Source organism: Microbulbifer maximicatervae (SeqCode) (genome assembly GCF_056231245.1).
On record NZ_CP174334.1, the window covers coordinates 4,035,772 to 4,059,820 of the forward strand.

The 24,049-nt window shown below is 50.4% G+C and carries 34 protein-coding genes; 6 read left to right on the forward strand and 28 right to left on the reverse strand.

All coding sequences use genetic code 11. The features are described from left to right. Window position 1: 1 nt before the first annotated feature. The 26 genes from ACJJIS_RS17560 to ACJJIS_RS17685 all read right to left on the reverse strand — a co-directional run bounded on the left by ACJJIS_RS17560 (window position 2) and on the right by ACJJIS_RS17685 (window position 19,597). Window positions 2-937, reverse strand: a complete 936-nt coding sequence (locus tag ACJJIS_RS17560) for a phage/gene transfer agent baseplate hub protein (RefSeq protein WP_475708710.1) — start codon at window positions 935-937, stop codon at window positions 2-4. Then, window positions 934-1,524, reverse strand: a complete 591-nt coding sequence (locus ACJJIS_RS17565) for a DUF2460 domain-containing protein (protein ID WP_475708711.1) — start codon at window positions 1,522-1,524, stop codon at window positions 934-936. Before ACJJIS_RS17565 ends, ACJJIS_RS17560 begins: the two co-directional genes overlap by 4 nt. Continuing rightward, entirely contained in the window at window positions 1,524-3,788 is a 2,265-nt protein-coding gene (locus tag ACJJIS_RS17570) for a hypothetical protein (protein WP_475708712.1), read from the reverse strand. Before ACJJIS_RS17570 ends, ACJJIS_RS17565 begins: the two co-directional genes overlap by 1 nt. Window positions 3,789-3,804: 16 nt before the next feature. Continuing rightward, window positions 3,805-4,068, reverse strand: coding sequence for a phage tail assembly protein T (locus ACJJIS_RS17575; protein WP_444919120.1), 264 nt, complete (start codon window positions 4,066-4,068; stop codon window positions 3,805-3,807). 20 nt (window positions 4,069-4,088) lie between these two features. Further along, on the reverse strand, window positions 4,089-4,448 hold the full coding sequence (locus ACJJIS_RS17580; protein ID WP_475708713.1) for a phage tail assembly chaperone family protein, TAC: 360 nt from the start codon (window positions 4,446-4,448) through the stop codon (window positions 4,089-4,091). A gap of 10 nt (window positions 4,449-4,458) precedes the next feature. Further along, entirely contained in the window at window positions 4,459-4,938 is a 480-nt protein-coding gene (locus ACJJIS_RS17585; RefSeq protein WP_475708714.1) for a phage tail tube protein, read from the reverse strand. A 51-nt stretch (window positions 4,939-4,989) separates the two neighbouring features. Next, a complete protein-coding gene (gene gpU, locus ACJJIS_RS17590) occupies window positions 4,990-5,382 on the reverse strand; it encodes a phage tail terminator protein (RefSeq protein ID WP_444934965.1) in 393 nt (130 codons plus the stop codon). Between the two features lie 243 nt (window positions 5,383-5,625). Then, window positions 5,626-5,946 carry a hypothetical protein gene (locus tag ACJJIS_RS17595; RefSeq protein ID WP_475708715.1) on the reverse strand — a complete coding sequence of 107 codons (321 nt, stop codon included), beginning with the start codon at window positions 5,944-5,946 and terminating at the stop codon, window positions 5,626-5,628. A 173-nt stretch (window positions 5,947-6,119) separates the two neighbouring features. Then, the gene (locus tag ACJJIS_RS17600; RefSeq protein WP_444934963.1) at window positions 6,120-6,257 is read right to left on the reverse strand and encodes a hypothetical protein; all 138 of its coding nucleotides are present in this window, start codon (window positions 6,255-6,257) and stop codon (window positions 6,120-6,122) included. A 709-nt stretch (window positions 6,258-6,966) separates the two neighbouring features. Continuing rightward, complete coding sequence (locus tag ACJJIS_RS17605) at window positions 6,967-7,215, reverse strand: hypothetical protein (protein ID WP_444934962.1); 249 nt, start codon at window positions 7,213-7,215, stop codon at window positions 6,967-6,969. A 446-nt stretch (window positions 7,216-7,661) separates the two neighbouring features. Next, window positions 7,662-7,994 (reverse strand): hypothetical protein, encoded by a 333-nt coding sequence (locus ACJJIS_RS17610; RefSeq protein WP_475708716.1) that lies wholly within the window; start codon window positions 7,992-7,994, stop codon window positions 7,662-7,664. A gap of 891 nt (window positions 7,995-8,885) precedes the next feature. Next, window positions 8,886-9,185 carry a head-tail joining protein gene (locus ACJJIS_RS17615; RefSeq protein WP_444934960.1) on the reverse strand — a complete coding sequence of 100 codons (300 nt, stop codon included), beginning with the start codon at window positions 9,183-9,185 and terminating at the stop codon, window positions 8,886-8,888. 7 nt (window positions 9,186-9,192) lie between these two features. Further along, window positions 9,193-9,564: a capsid cement protein gene (locus tag ACJJIS_RS17620; protein WP_444934959.1), complete on the reverse strand. Its 372-nt coding sequence runs from the start codon at window positions 9,562-9,564 to the stop codon at window positions 9,193-9,195. 85 nt (window positions 9,565-9,649) lie between these two features. Next, window positions 9,650-11,707 (reverse strand): ClpP-like prohead protease/major capsid protein fusion protein, encoded by a 2,058-nt coding sequence (locus ACJJIS_RS17625; RefSeq protein WP_475708717.1) that lies wholly within the window; start codon window positions 11,705-11,707, stop codon window positions 9,650-9,652. 9 nt (window positions 11,708-11,716) lie between these two features. Then, entirely contained in the window at window positions 11,717-13,198 is a 1,482-nt protein-coding gene (locus ACJJIS_RS17630; protein WP_475708718.1) for a phage portal protein, read from the reverse strand. After that, window positions 13,198-13,413, reverse strand: a complete 216-nt coding sequence (locus ACJJIS_RS17635; RefSeq protein WP_444927171.1) for a DUF6148 family protein — start codon at window positions 13,411-13,413, stop codon at window positions 13,198-13,200. Before ACJJIS_RS17635 ends, ACJJIS_RS17630 begins: the two co-directional genes overlap by 1 nt. Further along, window positions 13,414-15,405, reverse strand: coding sequence for a terminase gpA endonuclease subunit (locus ACJJIS_RS17640; protein ID WP_475708719.1), 1,992 nt, complete (start codon window positions 15,403-15,405; stop codon window positions 13,414-13,416). Then, window positions 15,377-15,898 carry a hypothetical protein gene (locus tag ACJJIS_RS17645; RefSeq protein ID WP_444919103.1) on the reverse strand — a complete coding sequence of 174 codons (522 nt, stop codon included), beginning with the start codon at window positions 15,896-15,898 and terminating at the stop codon, window positions 15,377-15,379. The genes ACJJIS_RS17640 and ACJJIS_RS17645 overlap by 29 nt, the downstream gene beginning before the upstream one ends. Window positions 15,899-15,986: 88 nt before the next feature. Continuing rightward, complete coding sequence (locus ACJJIS_RS17650) at window positions 15,987-16,706, reverse strand: hypothetical protein (protein WP_475708720.1); 720 nt, start codon at window positions 16,704-16,706, stop codon at window positions 15,987-15,989. After that, the gene (locus tag ACJJIS_RS17655; RefSeq protein ID WP_475708721.1) at window positions 16,696-16,926 is read right to left on the reverse strand and encodes a holin; all 231 of its coding nucleotides are present in this window, start codon (window positions 16,924-16,926) and stop codon (window positions 16,696-16,698) included. Before ACJJIS_RS17655 ends, ACJJIS_RS17650 begins: the two co-directional genes overlap by 11 nt. Further along, window positions 16,923-17,279 carry a hypothetical protein gene (locus ACJJIS_RS17660; protein ID WP_444956775.1) on the reverse strand — a complete coding sequence of 119 codons (357 nt, stop codon included), beginning with the start codon at window positions 17,277-17,279 and terminating at the stop codon, window positions 16,923-16,925. The genes ACJJIS_RS17655 and ACJJIS_RS17660 overlap by 4 nt, the downstream gene beginning before the upstream one ends. Continuing rightward, entirely contained in the window at window positions 17,279-17,671 is a 393-nt protein-coding gene (locus ACJJIS_RS17665) for a DUF5675 family protein (RefSeq protein ID WP_444926761.1), read from the reverse strand. Before ACJJIS_RS17665 ends, ACJJIS_RS17660 begins: the two co-directional genes overlap by 1 nt. A 158-nt stretch (window positions 17,672-17,829) precedes the next feature. Continuing rightward, window positions 17,830-18,144: a hypothetical protein gene (locus tag ACJJIS_RS17670; RefSeq protein ID WP_475708722.1), complete on the reverse strand. Its 315-nt coding sequence runs from the start codon at window positions 18,142-18,144 to the stop codon at window positions 17,830-17,832. A 118-nt stretch (window positions 18,145-18,262) separates the two neighbouring features. Further along, window positions 18,263-18,508, reverse strand: a complete 246-nt coding sequence (locus ACJJIS_RS17675) for a hypothetical protein (protein ID WP_444919096.1) — start codon at window positions 18,506-18,508, stop codon at window positions 18,263-18,265. Between the two features lie 25 nt (window positions 18,509-18,533). Next, on the reverse strand, window positions 18,534-19,367 hold the full coding sequence (locus tag ACJJIS_RS17680; RefSeq protein WP_475708723.1) for a hypothetical protein: 834 nt from the start codon (window positions 19,365-19,367) through the stop codon (window positions 18,534-18,536). After that, entirely contained in the window at window positions 19,364-19,597 is a 234-nt protein-coding gene (locus ACJJIS_RS17685) for a hypothetical protein (protein ID WP_444919094.1), read from the reverse strand. The genes ACJJIS_RS17680 and ACJJIS_RS17685 overlap by 4 nt, the downstream gene beginning before the upstream one ends. Before the next feature lie 118 nt (window positions 19,598-19,715). On the opposite strand from ACJJIS_RS17685, the gene ACJJIS_RS17690 reads away from it, so the two are divergent. Continuing rightward, window positions 19,716-19,898, forward strand: a complete 183-nt coding sequence (locus ACJJIS_RS17690) for a hypothetical protein (protein ID WP_444919093.1) — start codon at window positions 19,716-19,718, stop codon at window positions 19,896-19,898. A gap of 17 nt (window positions 19,899-19,915) precedes the next feature. Here the strand turns inward: ACJJIS_RS17690 and ACJJIS_RS17695 are convergent, their stop codons facing one another. Both ACJJIS_RS17695 and ACJJIS_RS17700 read right to left on the reverse strand, forming a co-directional pair. Then, window positions 19,916-20,128, reverse strand: a complete 213-nt coding sequence (locus ACJJIS_RS17695; RefSeq protein ID WP_444919092.1) for a hypothetical protein — start codon at window positions 20,126-20,128, stop codon at window positions 19,916-19,918. A gap of 136 nt (window positions 20,129-20,264) precedes the next feature. Beyond that, window positions 20,265-20,534, reverse strand: a complete 270-nt coding sequence (locus ACJJIS_RS17700; RefSeq protein WP_444919091.1) for a transcriptional regulator — start codon at window positions 20,532-20,534, stop codon at window positions 20,265-20,267. A gap of 96 nt (window positions 20,535-20,630) precedes the next feature. Between ACJJIS_RS17700 and ACJJIS_RS17705 the strand changes: the two genes are divergently transcribed. The 5 genes from ACJJIS_RS17705 (at window position 20,631) to ACJJIS_RS17725 (ending at window position 23,977) form a co-directional block, all read left to right on the forward strand. Further along, on the forward strand, window positions 20,631-21,305 hold the full coding sequence (locus tag ACJJIS_RS17705) for a LexA family protein (protein WP_444919090.1): 675 nt from the start codon (window positions 20,631-20,633) through the stop codon (window positions 21,303-21,305). A gap of 219 nt (window positions 21,306-21,524) precedes the next feature. Beyond that, entirely contained in the window at window positions 21,525-22,862 is a 1,338-nt protein-coding gene (locus ACJJIS_RS17710; protein ID WP_444919089.1) for an SNIPE associated domain-containing protein, read from the forward strand. Between the two features lie 304 nt (window positions 22,863-23,166). Further along, window positions 23,167-23,499: a response regulator transcription factor gene (locus ACJJIS_RS17715; RefSeq protein WP_475708128.1), complete on the forward strand. Its 333-nt coding sequence runs from the start codon at window positions 23,167-23,169 to the stop codon at window positions 23,497-23,499. Beyond that, entirely contained in the window at window positions 23,496-23,678 is a 183-nt protein-coding gene (locus tag ACJJIS_RS17720) for a hypothetical protein (protein ID WP_444914662.1), read from the forward strand. Before ACJJIS_RS17715 ends, ACJJIS_RS17720 begins: the two co-directional genes overlap by 4 nt. Beyond that, a complete protein-coding gene (locus tag ACJJIS_RS17725) occupies window positions 23,675-23,977 on the forward strand; it encodes a DUF7673 family protein (RefSeq protein ID WP_475708724.1) in 303 nt (100 codons plus the stop codon). The genes ACJJIS_RS17720 and ACJJIS_RS17725 overlap by 4 nt, the downstream gene beginning before the upstream one ends. The last annotated feature ends 72 nt before the right edge of the window (window positions 23,978-24,049 follow it).

Genomic DNA, 24,049 nt, shown 5'->3' on the forward strand with positions numbered 1-24,049 from the left:
ATTATTCCTGGTGACTGGTCACGCCGGGCCAGGCGCTGCCGCCGCCGGCACTGCCAGAGATGCCGGCACCGGGCGTATCAGAGGCTTGCCCGATAGGGATTAGATTCTCGCCTTTAAAATCCAACCAATTGCCGTGGTATTTACAGGTAGAAAATTGTCCGTCGCAGTCTTCGCGAATTTCCAACTCATCACCGGGTTGCACGGCAAACGGCAGGGGTTCGATCTGGGTGATCTGGCCGGTGGCGGTATCCACGGCCTCGACCTGATAGAGGCGCGAGGAGACGTTATCACCGGATTTCCAGCGCACTCGCCAGCGGTTAGCCGTCGTAGACAGTGAGGCAATATCATCTACCAGATAGGTGACTTTGGGTTCGTCGCTATTAACGGCGGTGACCGTAGCCGATTGCCACAGCGCATCCGCATTCACACCGCACCCGGTTTGCGAATTGGCATCGGTGCCGAATATGGCCCGGCAGGTGACGGAATCCACATGGCCGACAGACTGGCGCAGCCGCATCATGTAGCTCAGCAGTTCAGGGATAAATACCGTATTGCGAACCGTCTTTACTTCGCCAATATCACCGCCGTCCAGCTCGATAGCGTCCATGGATAGATCGCGGTAATTAACCTCATACATCACCCACTCTGCATTATCCAGCTCACCGCGCTCGGCCATCTCGACGGTGATGCCGGGTACGTCGGTGGAGTACAGGGAATAGCCCTCGGCGTTGTCCACATCAAACGATGTATCGCTGGCAATCACACTGGGGTCGAAGCCGTTCTGGGCGTAATAGATAATCCCGTTGTATTCGACATTGCGGTCCAGCGTGGTGGCACCAAACACGCGGCCATCGGTGAGGGTGATTTTTAATAGGCGGCAAGTGGTAGTGACGCCGCTGTCGTAGTGGGCTTGCAGTGCGCCGGGAATGTACCTCACAAGCGAATCTCCAGCAGCTCAACACTGCCGCTACACACCGGCTGGCCCCTATGGCGATTTTCAATTCTAAAGCTGACATCGTCCTCAAAGCGCACCGGCACATCGAACTCACCCACCCAGGTAATCTCTGCACCGGCAGTCGCGCTGATCTCCACTTGGCCGGTGGTGTAATCAATCGCAGCGGCCACCTCTTGGCCATCGGCAAAAATTTTTACCGTGCCAGTGACCGGTTTAACAATCTCGCGCTGGTAAGACAGTGAGCCAAACATATAGCTTTTTATTAGCTGGTAAGTTTCGGTACTGCCGCTGCCGTAACCGATCACCTCACCGTCTGCAAAAAAATCACTGGCGTCTTTAAAGCGAAATCCTACCAGGGCACCGGCACAGGCGTGGTGTGCGGCGATCACTATCTGGTGGTCTTCATGATCCAGGTTTTTGAAGATCACCGAGTACTGCCCCAGCGGGCGCTCCCACTCCGCATTGCGGCGCTCTACCCCATTGCGCAATTCGCGAATATCCGTTTTGTAACGGTGGCCATATTCGGAGCCATAGGCCACACGCTCCAGCAATCGACTTTCATTAAACATTAAGAGCCGAGCCTCCTGCGGTTAATACGTTGCTGGCGAGTGCCCTCGCGGGCTAATTGGCTAGCCGTGCGATTATCGACTTTGCCGGACACATTAATATTTTGAGTAAACGCCATAGCGCTACCGGAGCTGCCACCACGGCCACCGCCGTGCATATCCGCTTGGATCATGGCTAGGGTGCGATCCAGTTTTGCACTGGTTTCTGAGGTGGTTACACGCTCACCTTTCTCAAGCAGCCAGGTGCCGGTTTCAGGTACCGCATCAAGGCCGTCATGGGCCATACCGGTAAGCTTTGCCGCAGCCAGGCCACCGGTGACATACACGGCACCAGCTGCTGCTGCGCCCAGTACCGGGCCCACATAGGGAATAGAAGCCATCGCGTTATAGGCGCCCATGGCCGCATCATTGGTGTTGGCAATAATACTGGTTAGTGCGTTGCGCTTTTTCTCATCCAACAGGGTTTGACCGATGGCGAGCGCTGCGCGCATATAGGCCGCCTCTTCGCCCTCCATACCGGAGTAATATTCCGAGGCCACCGACATCAACAAGTTGTAGCCCTCCAGCTGCTGCTGTCGGCGCAGGTCTTCATTGGCTTGGGTAATTTCGGTGAGCTTTTCTTCATACTGCTGGCGAATGGCCAGCTCTTCCTCATCCCAGGTGGCATTGAGGTCGGCGCGCTCGCTGCGGAATTGCTCCAGCATATCGAGCTGAGTGGAATACCAGTCTTCCAGTTCTGTGCGCGCAGATTCGATATCGGAGCCACTATCGAGGCCACCGAGTGCGGGGGAGTCTTCAGTGGCGGCGTCGGCGATACGGCCCAGCGTCTGCTGGCGCTGTTCGTCGGTGATATCTTTTACCGCTTCGAGGATATCCAGGCGCTCGCGCAATAAATCCAGATTGCGCTCTTCATCGGTTTGCAGGTCTGAAACCAGAGAATTAAAAGCCTGCTGCGCGCGCAGCATTCGCTCGCGCTGCTCCGCCTCTTTCTCCAGTTCGCCTTCGATATCCCCCAATACATCCGAGAAGGTTTCCCAGGGATCGCCGATGGCTGCCTGTAGTTTTAATTCTTTCTCTGCTTCAGCAAGCGCTTGATGGAAATCATCGCCGAGTAACGGTCCTTCAATGGTGATCTCTGTTTGGGTTTTAGTTTTCGCTGGTGTGCTAAACCCATAGAAATCATCCCGCTGCTTTTGTAACTCCGCGAGCTTTTCCCGCAAGTCATCGACAGAAGTACCCTGATGAATATATTCCCCGGTAGCCAGGCGAATACCCGTGAGCAGTTTGCCATCACCGATCACACCGCTATCAATCGTTGCGCTCAGCTGTTTCAGCGAACGCTCCAGCTTCATAACTTCCGGTTCGCCGTGCGTCATACGGGCCACGGATTTACCGACTTCCTGGGTGAACTCCACCAGCTCCACCACCGCAGAAGCCGCAGCAGATCCCACTTTAATAATTGCCGTGGTTAGTGATGCGAAGGCATCTCTGGTTTTGGGGTCTGCAATTAACTCTGTGAAATCCTTGATCGCTGGCAGTGCGCCTTTTACAACTTCTTTTTCGAATCCATCAAGCGCGCCCTTCAGTTTATCCAGATCTTCGCGCACCTCACCCAACTGCTGCAGATCCAGGTCCGACAGCACCGCGCCCACGTCCTCGGCCTCATCCCCCAGCCGGCCAAGTTCCTTGCCGTTGTTGCGCAGCAGCGGCAGCAACAAGGTGGCATCACTGGCAATGGCCTCCATATAGAAGGTCATTTCGCTCTGGGATAAATTGGCTTTTTCCAGGCTGCTAACATAAAGCCCCAGCGCATCACGGCCCGACAAATTGCGGAACTCTTCGGCAGTGACTCCCACTTGCGGGGCGATATTTTCAAAGAAGTCCGCCATCGGGCCGGCGCCGGTCTGCAGGAAATCACCGACCTTATCCGAGGTATCCTTGAGAATATCCGCAACCTTATCCTGCTCAACGCCGTAGCGCTGCGCAGCGTAGGACATGCGCTGGAATTCCAGGCTGCCGGTGTTGGCCACCGCAGACAGGTTTTCAATCTCTGCAGATTGCTCTATCACCCGCGAGGTCATTACCGCTAGTGCGCCGGCAGCGGCAACGGTGCCCGCAGCAAATGCCTTATTTACCGCAGAGACACTACTCTTTACTGTTTTCTGCCACTTTTCAGTGCTCTTTTCAGCTTTGCCAAGACCCTTTTCAAAGCCCCCGGTTTTAGCAATTAAGTCAACGCTTAGTGTACCCAGATTTTTATTAGACATAACGATCCACCGCCCCTTAGTGCCAGGTCTTCATCGCTTGTTCCAGCGAGATTTCCGGCTCCTTCTCATGGGGCATAAAGTCTGTGATTTTTGCGGGGGCGCCTTTGCCGCGATGGGTATTGGCGTAGAGGGTGGCAAGTAATGCCGTGGATCTTTCAGTGCGCATTCCCGGATGCAGGGAGCCGCGCAGCTCACGATATTTCGCCCAGCTTTGTACTTCTTGATAGCTCAGCCGCCGCTGGGCCTCTTCGATGGTGCAACCGCCAATGCCGTTTAGCACCAGCTCGTGCCAGAGTTCCTCTAGCTCGCTGAGCTTTTCACCTTTCCCAGGTTATTGACCGCACCGATTTCCATCAGCAGCGCCTGGGTTAAATCCGCGTTGAGCGGGCCGCGATCTGGATCTGCCTCGCCGGTAATATCCTTCGCAGTAAATACCGGCTTGCCCTCGGCATCGACAACACAGGCAGCAATGCGCCCGGCAACCAAATCGACCTTACCACGCAATGCCTCCACATCATTGACGGCGCTGTAGTAGGAGAAACGGCGAATATAAACCGTCGCCGTGAACTCCTCATCGCCCTGCTTCCAGGTAATGGAACGCTTAACCGGCGCCCCGGAAAAGCTGCCCTGCTGCTGCAGGGCTTCAATCGATAATTCCATGGGTTACCCCTTAGGTTATATTTTTGGGCGTCCAGGCAGAACCGCCGCTGCGCTGGATCGACATTTCACCACTGACCAAGGTGTTCAGCTGGAAATCAAAGGGGAAGTCAGCCACATAGCCTTCAAAGGTGAACCAAGTGCGCGTGGTGGGCAGTGACCACTCGCCGGTTGTTACGGTGGGTGCTTCAGTGCCATCACTCCAACCCACCGCCCACTTGATGCTATCCACCGTGTCATCCTGGGACAGTTCATGCAGGCGCTTATGCACCGCGTTCTGCGGGTTTATTTTGAGCCCTACCGACGCCTGCCCCGGTGTACGCAGGCCGCGCTTGAACTTTTTATTCACGTCCTCCAGGGAAGTGTCATCCAGCTGGTCGGCGGGACTGCCGCCGGGATTAAATGAGGTTACCCCGGTGATCACCTTCACGGTATCACCAGAACCTGCCGGGTCGATAAAATAGATATTGGTGCCCTGAGCCAATTGGGACATAGGGAATCTCCAGTCGCTTTAATGAAAATTAATAATCGACGCAGGGGTGCGTCATTCAGTGGAATATTGGGCGCTGTAGGTCAGGCGCACTTCGCCCAAGGGGTGGTCTTGATCCAGGGCGAAATCGGTTTGTGATATAGCGAAGAGTTCACAAGTACCGTCCAGGGTTCGATCCTGCAGGACACTCTCAACATCCTCAGTAGCCTGATCCAGTAATTCATAAATATCCCCCCGGCTGTGCACCACCACCGCTACCACAAGATCCAGCTGGCGGGTGGTGCCAGAGAACTCTTGCTGTGTTTGTTCCGTGGCAAAGCCGACGAGAATGGCCGGCAGCTTTTCCCGCTCGATGCCTTCGGTGGTACCGGCTGAGGGGAAGTTATAGCCGGATAGGGTTTTTAGTTTGCTTAAAACGGCATCGCGGATGGTGATGCGTTGGGTCATTGGGATTGCTCCAGGAATTTTGGGCATAAAAAAACCCGCTGATGCGGGTTTATGTATCGATAGTAGCAAAGCGTGCTTTTGCATCAACCGTTTTTTGCAATGGCTACCTGAGCCTCAATGAATCTTAAAAATCAAAATGTACTTATCAAGTCTTTAGCTTTAACACTCAGTGCACATCCCGTGGGGATTATCTGTTTTCTTAGTCAAATTCATGAAGGTTTTCATTATAGTTTTTTAAATGAACTATCCTTTAATTTTTGCCCACTCAAATGTAGGCCTGTTTTCATAACACCCACTCACATTAAAGACTACAGTTTGGTTTGATGCTTGAGCCGTCAGCAGTATTGACAGCAGTGCCTTACCATACTCGTCAGTAATACCATTCCATCGAAGTGAGTTATTCGAGACGCAAGTACCGGATGGCAAATCTGTACTGACATAAGCAAAACAAATGTCCTTATCTGAGTAGCATCCAAGTTCTTCAACAGTTGTAGCTATTGTCTCAGAGTGGCCAATTGCTGAAAAACCAAACAACAGAACAAACGCACTTAATTTTTTTAACATATGCAAACCTTCGTAAAATTTATGGTTTTGTGAATAACTGGCACCAATTTACCAAAATAGGTATAAAGCAGCCTCTTTCTACTCCAGTATTTTGCGCGCTTTTTTCCACTTTGGAAAGCGCTTTAACATCAGTAAGTTAATAATTTTCGTCGATATGTAAGCGAGGTTGAATTTTACTTATGGTAACGTAGGATTGCCGGCAGCTTTTCCCGCTCGATGCCTTCGATGGTTCCGGCTGAGGGGAAGTTATAGCCGGATAGGGTTTTTAGTTTGTTTAGCGCGGCATCGCGGATGGTGATGCGTTGGGTCATTGGGATTGCTCCGGGAATTTTGGGCATAAAAAAACCCGCTGGTGCGGGTTTAGGTAATTGTTGTGGTTTTTAATGATTATCTATCAGCCTGCCATATTATCGACCGTCTGCAATGAACCCATAGAACGTATTTCGATAAAAATGGGCTTAATTCTTGTGCCCAACCAAGCCGAGACTCCATAACCAGTCAGCAAGTAAAAGAATGATAGAATCCATGCTGTAGATAAATGTAGATTCTCTCTGAACACTAACATTAACGAAGGCATGCTAATTAAAACCAACATCAGAGACACCATATATTTAGACAGCCGCACCCACAAATGCGCGTTCTCTGAAGTGTAAGGACTAAAAATAATTTCTGTGAGAAAGTGATAGCAAGCACCACCTCCAAGCAACATAAAAGAAAATAAACAAAATGATTTAAATAACTCATCACTACCGGGAGGGCTTGACAGTCCTTCAGCTTGAACCAAACTAAAAAGCCATAAAAATATACATGATGAAATTGCCCAAGCTACTGCACTAATTTTTTTCTATCCATGTGCTTAAATCCCTTAATCTCTAATAGTCTATTCAATAGAGACCCCTTTATATCACCTTAGAAAGCCTTTAAAAAGGCGGCAGCCATTGAACACCCAAAGGAGAATGAAAAGTGGGCGAGCGCTATTTCCTTGCGGTATTGTATTCACGCTCATGGCCGCCGTGAAACTTAAACTACTTTGAGGAAGGAGCCCCCAGGCAACTTGTCGCGGAGCTGTTCGGCATCTTCCAATACTGCCTTACGCCATTTGAGCTGCTGCACTGGGGCGCCGCCGGAGTGATTCTTGCCGGTATCGCAGTAGCGGCCAAACTCCTCACCTTTGGGGGTTAGCTCCCAGCGTTTCTTGCGCGGTTTGTATTCCACATGCTTCTGGAGCCCCATCTGCTGTAGGATGGCGTTGAACTCTCGGGCACTCATCTGGTACGATTTTCCCAGATAGCCTTACCCAGCAGTTCATAGATATCCCGCCGGATTGCACCGCCACCGCCATAACAAGATCCAGACGGCGGGTAGTACCTGAGAATTCTTGTTCTTTTTGTTCTGTAGCAAACCCCACAAGGATAGCCGGCAGCTTTTCCCGCTCGATACCTTCAGTGCTTCCCGCTGAGGAGAAGTTGTAGCCGGTTAGGGTTTTTAGTTTGTTTAGCGCGGCATCGCGGATTGTTATGCGCTGGGTTATTGGGGATCGCTCCAGGAATTTCGGGCATAAAAAAACCCGCTAATGCGGGTTTGGGTGTTGGCTATAGGACGGAGTCACAATGTACTAACTATCAATTTACTCTCGTCTTTGCACGCAATACTAGTACCCTCAGAGGGCATTGCAGCAGGGTGGCTTCAGCACTATGACAATCAAATTAACGAATCTAGTAATTAACGAGAACAACCTTCTGTATCTCAGGAGCACAAGCCGAGGTTTGATTGATCACGAGCTTAACTTTTTTTCCGCTGGCAAATGAAGTTAGAAGCGTTGAAGATGTAACTTCATAATTTGGATGGGTCATTGGTAGATAGAATCTACGCCCATTATTGCATGACGAATAATTTGATGTGACAGTGTCCAAAACCACATTTACACCGCCATCATCCGGAAAGAACTCCTGAAGACTATCAGCGTCAAGCCATTCAGTAGTCTCAGCACTCACAGAAATTGAAATGCTAGCCAAAAGTGAAATTGAAATTGAAAGTAAATTTTTCATATATACCCCCTTTATTATATGATTGATGACTTTAGCCAAGACCTCACTATACTCTTAAACGATGAATTTTTGAACGCTTGATGGGTGCCTTTTTTAGTATGGGTTAACCAACACGGTATTTCACTTTCCTCTGTAAGTCTGCACTTCCGCTCATGCGTATACAGAGGACATCTTCTTAGAAGATCGCTCCATAATTAAAAGAGCCCGGTGTTACACTCGGGCTCTAGGGCTTATAACTATCATCGCCGTACCTCATGTGATTAAACACTGAATAAAAAGTGCCCACCACTTTACTTGTTAAATTAATTCTTAATCGACATGTTTGAGCTACAACGCCTTTAGGTTTTACGATTTCACAACAATACCAGTGACCAACGGGTACTCCTTACCGAACTCATCCGTAAAACAACCCTTTACATTTAAATCTATCTGTTTGTTTGCCATCATGGCCGCTAGCGCCATGCTAATGATTTTCTCATCACCACCTTCATCACCTTTAAGCAGTCTTTTGTGCTTTGTTCGCTCCGCCCCAGGACATTGAGTGGCATCGTCATCTTCAACGGTAATAAAACCGTAATCTGTATACCAGCGAACATCGACAATTTTAGTATTGTATATCCAATCGGCAGATGCCTGACCATGAAAAATTAGAAAGATAAAAGATAAAAAATAAAACGTATTTCATAACTCACACTCAAAAGAAAATAACGGAATACTCTCAGAAACCTCTTTACCTATATCAATCTTATGTCTCGCCCCCTTAGATAAACTAAAAAAAACGGTCGATACTTTCTGATATACAGAAAGAATAATTAATATAAATCGATTTCAGTACAGCCCTTCCATTATCTCTGTTTCGCGTTTATTTATAAAGTCGCACCAAAACGTATCTTATAAATCAACTACCTGCACTCGCCAAACCACCCCATCATCCGCCAGCCGCTTACGCACTGTATAGGCGACACCACCCAACACAATCACCGCATCAGGGTTATAAGCCCCCACCTCACTCACCAGAAGGCTCAACTCAATACGCGCTACCCGCAGCCGCTCCTCCTCTGCGAACTCGTCGATCTCCTGCTCAAAGATCACCTTGCAATCAATAGGCTCAGCGCCGCTACCATCGGTATAGGTAGCGGCCTTGCCCCATTTGCGGAACGCGCGTTCTGCGGCTCTCTGGTCCAGGTCCATGAGTCACTTATGCCTTCACGGTGCCCGGTACGCCGGTAAACTTCACAGCAAAACTGGTAACGCCATTCCCGGCGGCCTCTGCGGCGAAGGCGGTGGAGCCGGTGATATCGCCAGTGGCTGCGGTGGCTGCATTACTATCGAATGAGCTGGAGGCGACCACCCAGGTGAGGGTTTCGCCCTGATTGATTTCTGCGGCGGATACCTTGGGCACGGTGAATACGCCATCAATACCAATCACGCCGGACTCACCTACCGCGATATCATCCATCGCCACACCCAGCACCGCGCCTACTACCACCACTTGACCAGAGGTAATCTTCGCACTGGAGTTATTGGTGTAATCCAACATGCGCCCATCTTGTACAAAATTAGTAGCCATTCTCTTTCCCTCAATTGGGTTTGTAACTGAAAGCAAAAAGGCCGCGCGATGCAGCCTTTTCAATGGATGTTGTTAGAACTAGCTGTTAGCTGGTTTTTGGGGTCTTCACCATGCCTTTGGGGTCCCAGGCTTTGGCTGCAGCATCCAGGCGCACTTTGAATTCCACCCCATCAATACTCCAACCATTTTGCTCTTCTAACACCGGGGCTTGCTGGCCATCCAGATAGAGCACTTCGATAGTGTCATGCGCTACTGGGTCGGCATTGAGGTACCACGCATTGTGGCCACTAAGGCGCGCATCAGAGAGCACTTCGGCAATGTTGCGTACGCTGTTCGGAGTGGTGTTGTTTTTGGTGGATGCGCCCACTTCGAATTCAGATTCCAGGGCAACCTTTGCGCTGCCTTCATCCGCAATATCACAAAGTAGGAACTTGGGCCGGATGTTGAGCACTGCTTCACCATCCTTCTGCTTGCCCATCAATACCCGCGCAATATCAATACTGCTGGTATTGATTACCGCTGCGCTAGCGAGGTTGCCATGACTTGCGTCGAACAAGGGCTTATCGTCAGCCATATTGGGATTATTGAGCAGGATGCTAAATACCAGATCCCCCACGGTGCGCACGGCGGCAAGGCCCATCTTTTGTGGGATGCGGGTGAATGCGCCCAGGTCGTCATTAATAATCGCTTGGCGGTTAATGGAGAAGAGTTCACCGTAAGTGGCCAGTGCGGCAGTTTCGGCGCGCTCGCCGATACTCACATACTTAAATTCTGCCCCCGGCGCCACTTGGCGCAGTGAGGGGAAGCTGCCCAGGTCCGTGCGGGTGGTGAGTTTAAAGTCACTGAGGTTGCCGACACTGGTAAAGCGCGGGAAGATTTCCTGTGCTTCTTCATAGCCTTTGAGCATGGATTTATTGGCGATATTGCCGAGTACCGTTGCGAAGTCACCCGAGCTATGGGTAAACGCTGCAGCGACCACACCCATTCTGTCGAGTCCGGACAGGCTTTGGCCGTGGGCCTGCATCAGAATCCGGGCAATCTCCATCATGGTGTAGCCGCTGAGCTCATTGCCCTCAGTGCGTTTTTCACCGAGGGCACGTACAGCAATCGCATTTTCGGCATCGGCTTTCATTCGCTTAATGCCTTCACCTTCCTGTACTACCACACTATAGCTTTGCACGGGGGTTGGGGTTTGGCTGCCGAGGGCTGTGAGCAGTTTGTCTTTGGCTTTATCGGCGGTGCAGTCCATATCATTGAGACATTCCTGCATCACAACACTGTGCGCTTCGAAGCCTTTAAATACGGCCGTGATATCGTCTTTGCGCTTTTTCTCATCGGCGGCAAATTGCGCTTTGGCATCGGCGGCAATCTGCGCTTTCATTTCTGGGGTAACCTCGGGCGCAGCGGTTGCAGCTGGCGTGGTGGTGGTAGTTGTGGTCATAGCTTGCGCTTCCTTGGTTTGGGTTTGGGTTTGGGTTGGATTGCCTGCAACCGCAGACGGGAATCTAAATTCAGCGGGCCCCTGCATGACCAATGCGTTAATGGCTTGCGGGGTGTTTTTAAATTGATTTAAGTGATCGGCACTGAAGCTGGCAGCCATCTCTATGGCTGCGGTGGTGTCGGTGGCGAAGCCGGCCTCTACCGCTTCGGTGCCGGTATACCAAGTCTCGTCATCCATCACTTGGCTGATTTCCTCATCCGACATTCCGGAACGGGAGGAATACAGGCTTTTCATGGTGGCTTTGACTTTGGCCAGCAGGCTCTTGGTTTTTTCCAGAGCGCGCTCATCACCGCGAACACCGGCACTGGGGTTGTGCACCATGTAATAGGCGTTCTCGGCAATATGGACCGTATCCCCGGCCAGGGCGATCACACTGCCCATACTGGCTGCGATGCCTTCAATCCAGGTTTCCACTTCGGCTTTGTGATCTTTGAGCAGGTTGTAGATGGCGGTACCGTCGAACACATCACCGCCGGGGCAATTGATATGCAGATTGATCTTGCTGACATCACCGAGCGCTTTGAGATCGCGGGCAAAGTCTTTTGCAGTCATATCCCAGTAGCCGATGTAGTCATACAAATAAATATCGGCTTCACTGGTATTGGCGGCAGCGGTCATGCTGTACCAGGATTTATTCGGCATGGCTGCCTCCTATTCAGATTCAGTTTCTTGCGCGGGTACGGCTTCGCGTTTGGTTGGGGTGGTAATGTCGTTTTGTTTGAGCTTCCGCTGCCAGGCAGCAGTTTGCTTAATTACATCGTCCGGCTTTTTGCCTCGGCGGCGGATGGTCTGCTGTGGGCTGGCCAGTACATTTTCCAGCAGGGTTTCATCGGCGCTGGCTTCATGAACCGGATTAATCCAGGGCATCACCGGGGTAATAAAATCGACGTGCATTAATGTGGATGGATCGACATCACTCGGCACTTTGAAGGCATCCGCTAGCAAACCCATCTGCACCCAGCGGCGGGTGGCCGGCTCTACAATTTCCTCACAGAATTCCAGGCTAAGGGTTTCGTAATTTCCCCACTGCTCTACTAGCTCCTGACGCTGTGCGCTGTAGGTGCCGTTGTAGTTTTTGCTGATGCTGCTAAAGCTGGCCATGGTGCCGGCGGCGGCCATGCGGTGCATGGTTTCTAAAAATGGCGTTAGCAGACCGCTGGGGCGATTGCTTTGAATGGTGCCGACAGATTCCCCAGGGCGGAGATCGTCATAGATGGCACCGGCACGGATATCCAGGGTGCGGTTTCCATCCTCATCATAAGACTCAGCGTTATAAGTATCAGGGCTGCCCTTTTGAATAAAGCCGACCATGGCTGAGGCAATCTTGGCGGCAACGCGTTCGTTTTCTTCATAGTCTTTAATATCGGTAAGGCGATTCATCACCGCTGCAAAAATGGAAACCCCACGGGTTTGGTGCAGGCGGCGTACAAATTTCAGGTGCTCGATATTTTCAGCGCTGTGGAGCCTGCGTTTCATACGCCAGTTAAATGAAGCCCCTGGATGTTCGTCGTACAACCAAAACCCTGATGGCTCGCCCCAGGCAGATTTTTGAATACCTTGCACAATACGCTTGCTGGGATCGTTGTAATCCATCGGCAGGAAATCCGGTTCCAGGCATTCGATGGTGTAAGGCACCGGGGTGCGGTGCTTTAATCCAGGCACTGTGCCCTGCAAGTGCCGCATTAAAGTTTCACCATCGCGCAGCCAGGTATTGCACAAAAGCCGCTGGGCTTTGCCCCAGCTGAACTGCCGGGTACATTCCGGGCGCCGCGCCCATTCCTTGTGGGCGTCATTCATTTGGCTGGCGAGACCGTCATGGATATCGCCATCCCAGGTTTTGGGCTGGAATTCCACATCGATACCGCGCGGGCCGACAATGTTGTTGACCAGGGTGGTGAGAATGCCAAAGGCAAAATCGTGGTTTTGCTCCAGGTGCCGGGCTTGGCCGCGCAGGGTTTCCACACTGCCTTCCAGTACCAGATCACCGCTGCGGTTATCACCGGGGTTTTTGCGCAGGCGACTGGGGCGCGCAGCTTCATAGGCGGCGGCAATCTCCAGGGCGCGCCGGGCTTGTACACGGCGCAGGGCAGCCTCGGGTGCAAAAAACCCGATGACAGAATCTAATTTATTCATTAATTAAAATTCGCGTAGGCGGGCCCACGGCGTTTGCCGGCGGCCTTTAAGGTTTCAGCAGTTGCGCGGCGCTCCCACTCCTGACGGCCCGCGCGGATTTCCTGCAGGTTCTCGGCGGTAAATTGGCGGCCATTAATCACCGTGGTTTTTCCGGCGAGCACGTCTATCTCGGCCTCGATATAGAGGTCGACCATTTCAGCGGCAGTTTTCGACATTTAACTATCCAGTAGGGAGCCGGCTGGCTGCGCGGGCTGCCTTGGTTTTTTAACGATGGGCTGTTCTGTAGTTTGTTGAGGTTCGCTAAATAGCGTGCGCTGGCCCAGGCGCGATTCGATGGTGGACCATTTTTTCTCGTTGTATTTGTGCATGCCCATGGCGTGGGCGGCGTGCAGTGCGTAGACCTCGGTATCGGTGCCTTCATTGGGCCGGCCTGGGCGCGGCTGCCAGGTTTCCCGGCCTTTATTTTTCTTGCTGGGGGCTTTGACTTCCGCAGTCACCTGCTCCCAGTAATCCTGCCGCACATGCTTGCAGCTGTGCATATAGGCACTGGTGCCGAGAAGCCGCTTGGCCATCAGGTCTTTGGCTTTGTGGGTGCCAACCATATATACCTTTACCCCAAAGCGGTCTGCCTTGGTGCGGCGCTTGGGGTTGCTAAAATCCACCTGCCGGGGCTGGTTAAAGATTTCCTTGGTGCCAAAGTCGTTGCTGTCACCTTTAATCGCCATCACCAGCACGCCGCGATATTTTTTATCGCGAGTTCGCACCCAGTGGTACACCGCGTTACTGGTGCCACCATCGGAGGAGTCGATACTTACCGCCGCTGCGCGAATTTCGCCGAAGCGCTCGTGCTCAAAACTTTGGAACACCAGCTTATCCAGAGCTGACCAGCAATCATCTTTTTTATCGGCGGTATCGCCATCGATCTCGCCCCAGTACATCTGCCAACTTTCTTCATTGCGGCCAAAGGCGCGAATGGTGATTGCGAGTCGGTCGTGCTGTACATCTATGCCGACCGTTACCAGCAGGCCACCGGCAGGGCATACTAATTCCGGGTAATCCTCGGCGGCCTCTTGCAGCTTTTCATGGTCAAGCAAACGACTGGCGGCGTACTGATAGGGCCGGCCCAGTTTGTTGTTCTGGAAAACAATCCTTGCGGATTCATCACCGCTTTTCGCTTCGTGCTCCGCTTCAAGAAAATCCCGCACTACATCGGCAAGGCCGGTACCGGGGATACACACATAAAGCTCCGATAGCTCCATAAAGGTTTCTATCGGTTCGATTTCGTCCTCAGAATAATCCTCGCCGCATTGAGTTTTTACCCAGCCGGCAAAGTCATCGCCATTTTCCAGAGCAGTTTTACAGGTCTGCAAAATATTGGCCTGACGGCGGTAGTCATCCCATTCGCTACCACAGTGCGGGCAGCCATACACTGCGCTTTCTGGCTGGTGCAGGCCGAATACCGGGTGCGGTGTGCCGCCCTCTTTCTCCAGCCAGCTGACGTTTTCCCAATCCAACACATGAGACTCACCGCAGTCGTGGCAGGTAATCGGTAACACACGCATGGTGCCGAGTTTGGTGTAGTGCTCTACCTGGGAGAGATCCGCAACCGCAGGTGTACCGCCAATAATTAATTTTTTATTGCGCATCCGCTTAAGGCGTTCGCGCAGGTGGCGAATAGAATCGCCCTGATCACCGACGTCTTTGTTGGTATCGTCAGGCTCCTCTACATAGCCCCGGCGGGCTGATGTGGATTTCACATTGGAAATAGAGTTGGAGCCAATGGTGCGCACTTCACCACCGGGAAATTTCTTTCGCGTTGAACGGCTGCCGCCTTTGCGGCTGGTGGTGACATCGATCACCCGATTCACTGCTGGTGAGCCTTCGATAATCGGCACCAGCTTTTCATCCATAAACAGCCGCCCTTTTTCATCCTTGGGAAACAGCATCAGGATGCGGGCGGGCTCAGTAGCGGCAACCTTGCAGATATCGGTAGCCAGCAAAACCGTCCAGCCGATCTGCGCGGCCTTTTGCATCACCACCATCCATGACACCGGATTATCCAGCGCGTGCATCACGCCCCAGAAATAGGGCACATAATCGTTGCGGTAATAGCCCGCGTTATCGCTATCCTCAGACGGCAGTTTGATATTTTCCGGCAACCACTCAATCAGCGGGACTTTAGGCTGCGGTATCCAGGTTTCCCGCACCTCCTTCACTAGGCGCGAGAGATTCGATCTCGTAACTACCAATAGCTCTGAGGGCAGCGTCAATACTAGGCTGTAAGGGTTCTCGATCGACGGTAATGGCATGCTGACTTTCGATAGCAATAAGGATGCTTTCTACCGCTCCTAAAAATTCATTCTTACCAATGGTGGACCACTCCACCATCACCTTACGTACAGACTCAACATCAACTATTAATTGATCCTCTCGGTATAATTCGCGTCTAATTTTCTCCGCGCTCATCCTAGCCTTATCTGCATCAGCCAAATCTTTTTGATTGCGAGCTTCATTAGCCTGACGGCCAGCAGCTTCAGTACGCAGCCGCTCACAATAAACTTGCAGCCACACGCTGTAAGTAGAGCCTTGCGGCAACACCCCAGCCTGCACATGCTTAGCAATTGCCGGTTGAGAAGTTCCCACCAGCCGAGCGAACCCCGACTGAGTGGCCTGATCATTAAGTGATGGGTTGTCAGCCAAGGTATAACCCCCTAGGAAATCTCAGATAGCTGTTAAAAACACGCGCCCGAATTGCTCGTGTTTTGGGTCGCCCAGGAGGACCCGTTCATCAACGCTTTGAAGTCTTGATTGCATGATCCATTGCCTTATCAAGCTCTATCGGCAGGTACCGCTGCGCTAAACCCTGAGCAATTCGAGCAAAGGGGAAACGCTGGCGGTAGTTCGGCCTGCCTTTAAGGAAAATAAGAATGGGTTTAGCCGTTGGATTACGCTTGCCGCCCGCCCTTTTCCATATACCCAGGACACCATTAATTTTCCCAACAAAATATTTAGACTTAGGTCCTTGAGAACTATCAGCCTTACTCTTTCTAGCACCCGAGTTAGCGCGCAGCTCTGACAAGATCCTTTTATAGATACCCACCGAAATGTTGCCATGCTTATTTAACTTGGCTTGTTTCCCGTGCACCACATACATGCCACTCGGTAAGAAGCCAGCGTGTCGAAGCGCTCGCTCAAAGCGTTTATCAATTCGGTTCTCACCCATTACCGACGGTGCTAAATACTCACTAGGTGCAGTGCCGTTCGGGGCCTGATCGCGAATAAAGACTTTCGCAACGCCCGAACGCTTGGTAGCTTTCTTTACCAGTACAGAGTTCAGTGTCAGCTTCGCCGGATTTACAAATACGCGCCCAATTTCTGCCCGCTCCTCCCCCCGAATACGAAACGCCACATTATTCAGAGCAACCGAACTGGCATAAGGCAACTGCTTTTTTAATTCAGCAGCTGCCTTATCAAACTTCGAGGTATCCAGCTTTACACTAACGTCCATCGTCCTCACCCCGCTGCCTTTCCTGCAGCTTCAAACGCTTGTGGTTGTAATACCAATTAACAATGAACCCACCCAAAGCAATCAAGAAACCACCTACCGCCAATAACTCCTGCGCTGCATATCCACCGACTACCGCTGTACCCGCAGCAACCGTTGTAGTTGCACTGGCGACCTTTTGAACCATGGCTTCCCTCGCTGCCTCTTGAGCTACAGTGTTCACCGCTTAACTTCACTCACCCACGACTTCACGAAATAGAAACCGATGATGATGCTGTAAGGCTGCACAACCACATCAACGAGCAGGCCCTTTAGGTCCGCCACAAAAGGCGCCTTGAAAGCCATGGCCGCCGCAATAAATAAAACCAACAACGCCCAAACCAATGTCACCAGAAAGGCTATTAATCTTCGCGCCCGGTTTTGCGGCTGCGTGGCTTCCAGGTATTTGAGATACCAACGGGATTTTTCCTCATTGGTAAACCACACCGCATCCACAGTATTTACAGTGGCATCCAGCACTTTGCCTGCCGACTCGGGGCCAGCAAATAAACTCTTAACTCCAGACAAAATACCCATCACGGATACTCCGGCACATAGTGCGTAATTGTCAGATTAAAGTTAGGCGGCAACATATCCCGCAGTTGCCCCATTGCCTTGCGTGACTGCATCACCCACCAGCCACCCGGAGCCACACCAGAACCAACACCAATGCAGCCTTGAACATCAGAGGAATAATTAGCCGTGTGGATTAATATTTTTGAGCGCCCAGGAACCTCCAGCAGTTCCCACACATTGGGGTATCGCTGTGAGCTATACGCCTCACAAGAATAAATACCCTCGGGGATACAACTCTCAAACGGGCGGTTACCCAACCAAGGACGCTCAACCGTATAAAACACACAGTCGCGCACTCTCAGTCGCCCCAATGTGGCATCTGGCCCATAGGCGAATCGCGTTAATTCAAACATGAGGTTTTAGCTCCCGGATTTCGGGCACAAAAAAACCGGCTCAAGGGCCGGTTTATGGGGGGTATTCTGTTCGCCGAATCACAAAACTCGGCAGCGTTGCAGATATTAGTGTGCGCACGTGCGCACTGTCAACACCCACCTACTGAATTAAAACCCAGTTATGCAGCATCTCGCGCCAAATAAAATGCCTCAATCGTTCCCTCAATTACTCGACACATATTCACCACCCAGGTTTTACCCTGACCGAGCTTTTTACACACGTCCTGCATTTCCCACCGGTAATAATATCTCAACCAAAAAACCAACCCCTCCAACTCCGCTTTCTCCTTGTCCCGGCGTCGAGCAATTGCATTCAAATAGGCCAGCACCACAGCATCCATCCTGTCTGCCCTATCCCAGTTGATTAATGCGGGTATCACCTGCCCCTCACAAACCATCCCCTTGTGAAATGCCGCCATACGAGGCCAGGACACAGAATCCCCTGCCCTCTCAGGATATGCCCTAGCCCATTCCCACAATAGCTCACGAATACCTAGTTCTGACATTACGAATACCCTCTCCCCGACCAACTAACTTACCAACCGCGCCCTATCACGCAGCCTGCTGAAAACTATCGAAATGCTCCTGAAAAACCTTTCTCGCCACATGCAGATTATCCCGATGGAAAGTCCCCAAATAATCCTCATGCACCTGTCGAATTTTATTTTGAGTCACCACCGTATGGGCAAACACCAAATCCACTTGGCGAGGGTTATCCGTGCGAAATACCGCTAAGGGTCTACTCGCAACGGTAGTCATAATTCGCTCTTTGGCTTCTGTCAGAGTCACAACGGTCATAGCATCGCTCCTTGAAAATCCGTGTTTACCAGCCAGTGTCTGTCAGCATTTCACCGATTGGCCGGTCCCGTGTTCGCTGCTGGGGCGCTACTCGCTGCGGTGGAATAAACTTTTCGCGCCTCACCCAGTTGCGCCACACCGCCAACCAATCACGCCGTACTCCCTGCTTGCCCGACTGAGATTTCCAGTAATCACCAAAGCTGGCCGCAATGTCGTAGATCTGGTGCATCACCTCTGGCCGCGTCTTGACCGCCTCATCGTAAAATTCTTGGGTTAACTGCCAATCATCGGGAAGGCGGGTACCACGCTTCGATGGCGGGGCGGGTTCCTGACGGACAGCAAGGGCACCACCCTGACCGCTCTCTCTCTGGTTATTTTCTAGAGTGGTTACTTTCTTAGTATCTTTACTTTCTTGTGTCGGCAAATCCGGATACGGTAAACCCGTATCTGGTAAATCCGTATCCGGTAAATCCGTATCCGGTAAATCCGTATCCGGTAAATCCGTATCCGGTAAATCCGTATCCGGTAAATCCGTATCCGGGTTTTCAGGAAGTGGATCAGCATTTCGTGGCATGTCCGAGATTTCATAGTCTGTACCGACTATTTTTCCCCGCTCACCACGCCGAGTAATTCGCTGGCAATAACCAGCATCGATTAACTCACCCAGCAGCTTGTAGATCTTGTCCCTGCCCTCCTGAGCCTCTTTGGCCAGTGCCGAAGGTGAAACCTCCCAATGATCCGGCTTCGACAGCAAGTGCAGCAGCAAGCCGCCAGCAGCGAATGAAATACGGCGATCACACACAACGGAATTTGAAACCACCAAGTAATTTGAAGACGGTCGAGCGCTTCGACGAATCATTGCTTCCCTCCAGCTGTATCACACGGATCACAGGGAGAAATATTCAACCGCTTGCAATCAGCCAAATAATCATCAACAGCCTCAACGAATGCCACATTTAGCGATTTGATATTCTCTGCCTGATAGCTGATAAGGTCCTCAACATACAAAACTTTCCCGTACAAAAAACCTTCATCGGGATCAGTTTCGACAGAACCCCTATACCCCTTATAAAACAATAAGTTGCTCATATTCTTATACCTATCCTTGAGAAAAACACCGGACAGCCCCGGCCGCCTCACCACTACCCAGGTGACGGGTTTCTCGGTATGCTGAAAGCTCCTACACCAACAGCAACGGAGATTTGCTATGAGCGATTCAGATGAGCGCATTGCCGCAGACATACTTATCGCCATGATTGGCACAAATACAGAAAGCACTAACAAATTGGAGAAGCTTGCAGGCGATAAACTTGACCGAGCCACACAAAATGTTACAGCTGCCTACCAAACGATTTTTGATGCAGTACACAACGCACGTAAACAGAAGTAATCCGGCTATTGGCCCAGTTAAAGCTGGGCCCCATTTACTGCCTGAATTGCTCCCTGGATCGAACTAACCCAAAATTCCACATCCTCACCATGCGTCTCTGTGAGACACATTGCCCGCTCGAATATCTGCTCACGTGTCAGAATTACTTTTGGACCAAGCCCTGCTGAGTTACCAGTCTCCTGCGCTTCCCCCTGCTCTGAAATTAAGGACTTCTCTACCTCCTTAGCCATTTACACTCTCCTGTACAAATACCCATATACCGCAATGAATTAATCCCGATCTTCAGAAACCGCAGAATGGCAGGACAATAAAATGGGGAATTGAAAATGATCGTTATTCTGGTTTCTGAAACGAACCCGCACGGCCTTAACTTGCCTGCCGAACTTCTGGCATGGCTTGCTCCTCAACTAGATCATCCAACGGCCCAAAGACATCAGGCCGAAGACACGCCCGGGAAACCTTCCTCTGAGTAGCTAGCTCTATCTTTGAGCAAAGCTTTGGCGGTATCGCCTTTAATCCATTACGCATCTGGGAGACAAAGACCGGGGTTACCCCTATCGCCCTTGCAAGGTTGGCCTGTGATCCGACCAGTTTGATAGCGATATCTAGGGCAGAGTCTGTCGTTTCCTGCACCATTGCTGCTGCTCCTTGTCATCAGAAGCTAGAGTATTAACTTTCAGCTACCAGAAATCAATAGCCGATAATTAATTAACTTATAGCTAATATGTCGCCATGAAACATCCAGACTTTGCAAAGAGATTCAAGCAGGCGGTTACTCATGCCGGCGTGGAAGATACGCAGGAGGCATTGGCGCGCCTGTTTGAGGTAAGCACCGTAACGATATGGAGCTACCGCAATGGAGAGAAGCTGCCACGAATGAGTACAGCCAAACGAATTGCAGAAACGCTTGGTGTCTCTGTTGATTGGCTTCTCACCGGTACTGGTAAAGGACCAGGTGAAGGAAACACTAAGGAGGGAAGCAATGTTACCCAAGGACCAAGGATTCAAGGGAGAATCCCCCTGATTAGCTGGGTACAAGCTGGAGCCTTTTGTGAAGCTCTAGACTTAATTGATCCGAGTGAAGCCGAAGCTTGGCTGCCCTGCCCAGCAACACATTCTGACCGAGCCTACGCTCTACGTGTTAATGGCGATAGCATGACAAGCCCCTACCCAGGCCAACGATCTTACCCTGAAGGAACCATTATATTTGTTGACCCTGACAAACCTCTCACTAATGGTTGTCGAGTTATAGCCAAGCTTAATGACGAAGTTACCTTCAAGATTTATGCCGAAGATATGGGTCGCACTTTCTTACGGCCAATCAATCCCAGCTATCCATCAATGGATATCACGGATATGGATGTTAGCTTTTGCGGCGTCATACTTGGTTCCTACACCCCAGACTAACACCTTCGCAATTAGCACAGATGTACAAAAATCACTTTAACTTGTGACATAGCCTCCCCCAAGCCGAAATTCACCTCAATCAAAAAGCAACAAATGAAATAACTTTGTTGCTTCACATCTATCCGATTAGATATATTTCTAATTCTCTGCACTTTCACCTCAAGTGAACAAAAAATAGAACATAGTCGATTTTGCATCTTGCACTAAGGATAGAGTCAAATGGAGCAACAGCTAATTATCGGAATATCCATAACAATTGCGACCCTTATAGCACTTTCAGTGGTAACAACAAAAATTTACCTACAGCTTAAAAAAATTAAACAGAAGTATTCAAAAATAATAAATATTGATGAAGAAGTTGAAAAAGCTAAAAAAGAGAAACAAAAAATATCCACTGAAACAGCAACCCTTATACAAAACTATAAAGAAAAAAGAGAAATACTAAACAAGCTAATCAAGAAAGCTGCCATCTATGACGAGGAAATCCAGCTTGCTGAGTTAGGATTCTACAAACCTCACTTTGACTTTGACACATCAGAGGTATACAAGCAGAAAATAGGCCATATAAAAAATGAACAAAAAGGCTTAATTTCTTCTAAAAAGGCAATATATTGCAACACCCAGTGGACTGTAGAAGGAAGCAAAGCGAAAGGCAGAACGATGACTAATCGGGCCATCAAGTTAACTGCCAGAGCTTTTAATAATGAATGCGACTCCGCAATTTCCAATACAACCTGGAATAATGTTGACAGAATGGAAAAGCGAATAGAAGCTGCCTATGACGCCATAAACAAAATGAATCAATCTAACTCTATAGTTATCTCACATGAGTACTACCTCCTAAAGCTTAAAGAGCTACGACTAGCCTATGAATACAAAGATAAGAAGCAAAAAGAAAAGGAAGAGCAGCAAGAAATTAAACGCCAAATGCGAGAAGAGTTAAAACTAGAACAAGAGATGGAAAGATCTCTCAAAGAGGAGGATAAGTATAAAAAATTATTAGACAAAGCAAAGAAAGAGGCTGAAAAAGCCACAGGAAGTAAACTTGAAAACCTTAACGCAAAAATAGCCAAGCTAAACGAAGAACTCACAGAGGCCCATAAAAAATCTGAACGCGCCAAATCTATGGCAGAACAAACTAAACAAGGGCACGTATATGTTATTTCAAATGTAGGATCATTTGGTGCGCATGTATATAAAATTGGAATGACCAGACGACTAGAACCAAATGATCGGGTCAAAGAGCTTGGTGACGCTAGTGTCCCCTTCACCTTTGATGTCCACGCCATGATCTTTTCAGACAATGCTCCGGCGCTAGAAAACAAACTTCATAAGGTATTTGATCAAAGAAGACTCAATTTAGTTAATACAAGAAAAGAGTTCTTCCGTGTATCCCTTTCGGATATTGAAAGAGTAGTTAAAAGGGAATATCCAAATGCTGAATTTATTAAAACCGCTGAAGCCAGAGATTACAGAGAATCTCGAAGTATAATTGCCCAACGTCAAAGTAAGAAAGCCGCAAATAATCTAGCTGAAGAGTTTCCTGAAACTATATAACAGCTACATAAAAGCACCCTGTACATGCACTAGTCATTGGCTGCTTGCCCAATTAAGTAGAAGCTCGCAGCCTCCATTGGCGCTAAATTCTTCATAAAGCGACAATATTCTGCTCAAGCTCAAAACTAGATAGAGCCATTATCCCTTTCTGGCAGCCACTCCTAGCGCCATTGATATTCAATAAGTTACTTGCCCCTCACGACAAACGACACCACTACAACCCCTAGTATTAACTTTCGGCTATTGACGAACACATTAACTTTCGGCTACTGTCTTCATGCAAATCAAGGACAGGGCACCCAAAATGCGCACCGAAACGGAGTTCCGACAGCTAGCACCACGCCAAGCGGAAGCGCTAACACATCGCGCCCGAGGGCTCTCAAACCGGGAAACCGCCCAAGCTATGCAGTGCTCCGTCACCAACGTCAGCAACCTGCTCGCGGAGTGCTTCTACAAGCTCCACGCCCGCAACAGCACAGACGCCGTGGCCAAGGCGGTAAAGCACGGATTAATCCAATTCGTCCTGATCGCCACGATTGTCAGCGGAATTGGCGCAGAGCAAGAACAGCTACGCACCCGATTCCAACGCCGCCTCACCTCACAAACCATCCGAAACAACCGGGAGGGAATCGCATGACCGCCACCGTGTTTGTACACCCCACGGCGATGAGCAAAAACAATATCGACCGCCTCAAGCGCCGCATCGATATCGCCAACGCCGTCCACAAAATTGGCACCCGCCTAGTGCAGCCAAAACCCACCACCGCAAAGCCAGTAAATAACAACTGGCCACCATTTGGAGGTGATGCCGCATGAACCAGAACAACCCAGCCCACAGCGTGGAAACCCTGCTCACCGTCGCTAATGGAAATTCTGGAGCCAGCAAAATTGCCGCACTGGTTTTGCTTTCAGCCTGGAATAGCTACGACTTTTCAGTCCCCGTAGCAAGCCTTGCGTTACTAGATGGCGACAACTTCCAACACGCAATCAACGTGATGAATCTGCGCTACCACGGCAGATCACCTGAAAACGTCATTGCGGATGGTGAGAAAAAATTCCACGCCCTCTACCGCGACTGGAACCACTTGGAAATCCAGAGGAAGGAAGCCGCGTGAACCAAGCCCAGCCGCTACCGCAAATGCCCTGCCCTCACTGTGGCAAGCCAGCAGGGCCTGTATTTAATGGGC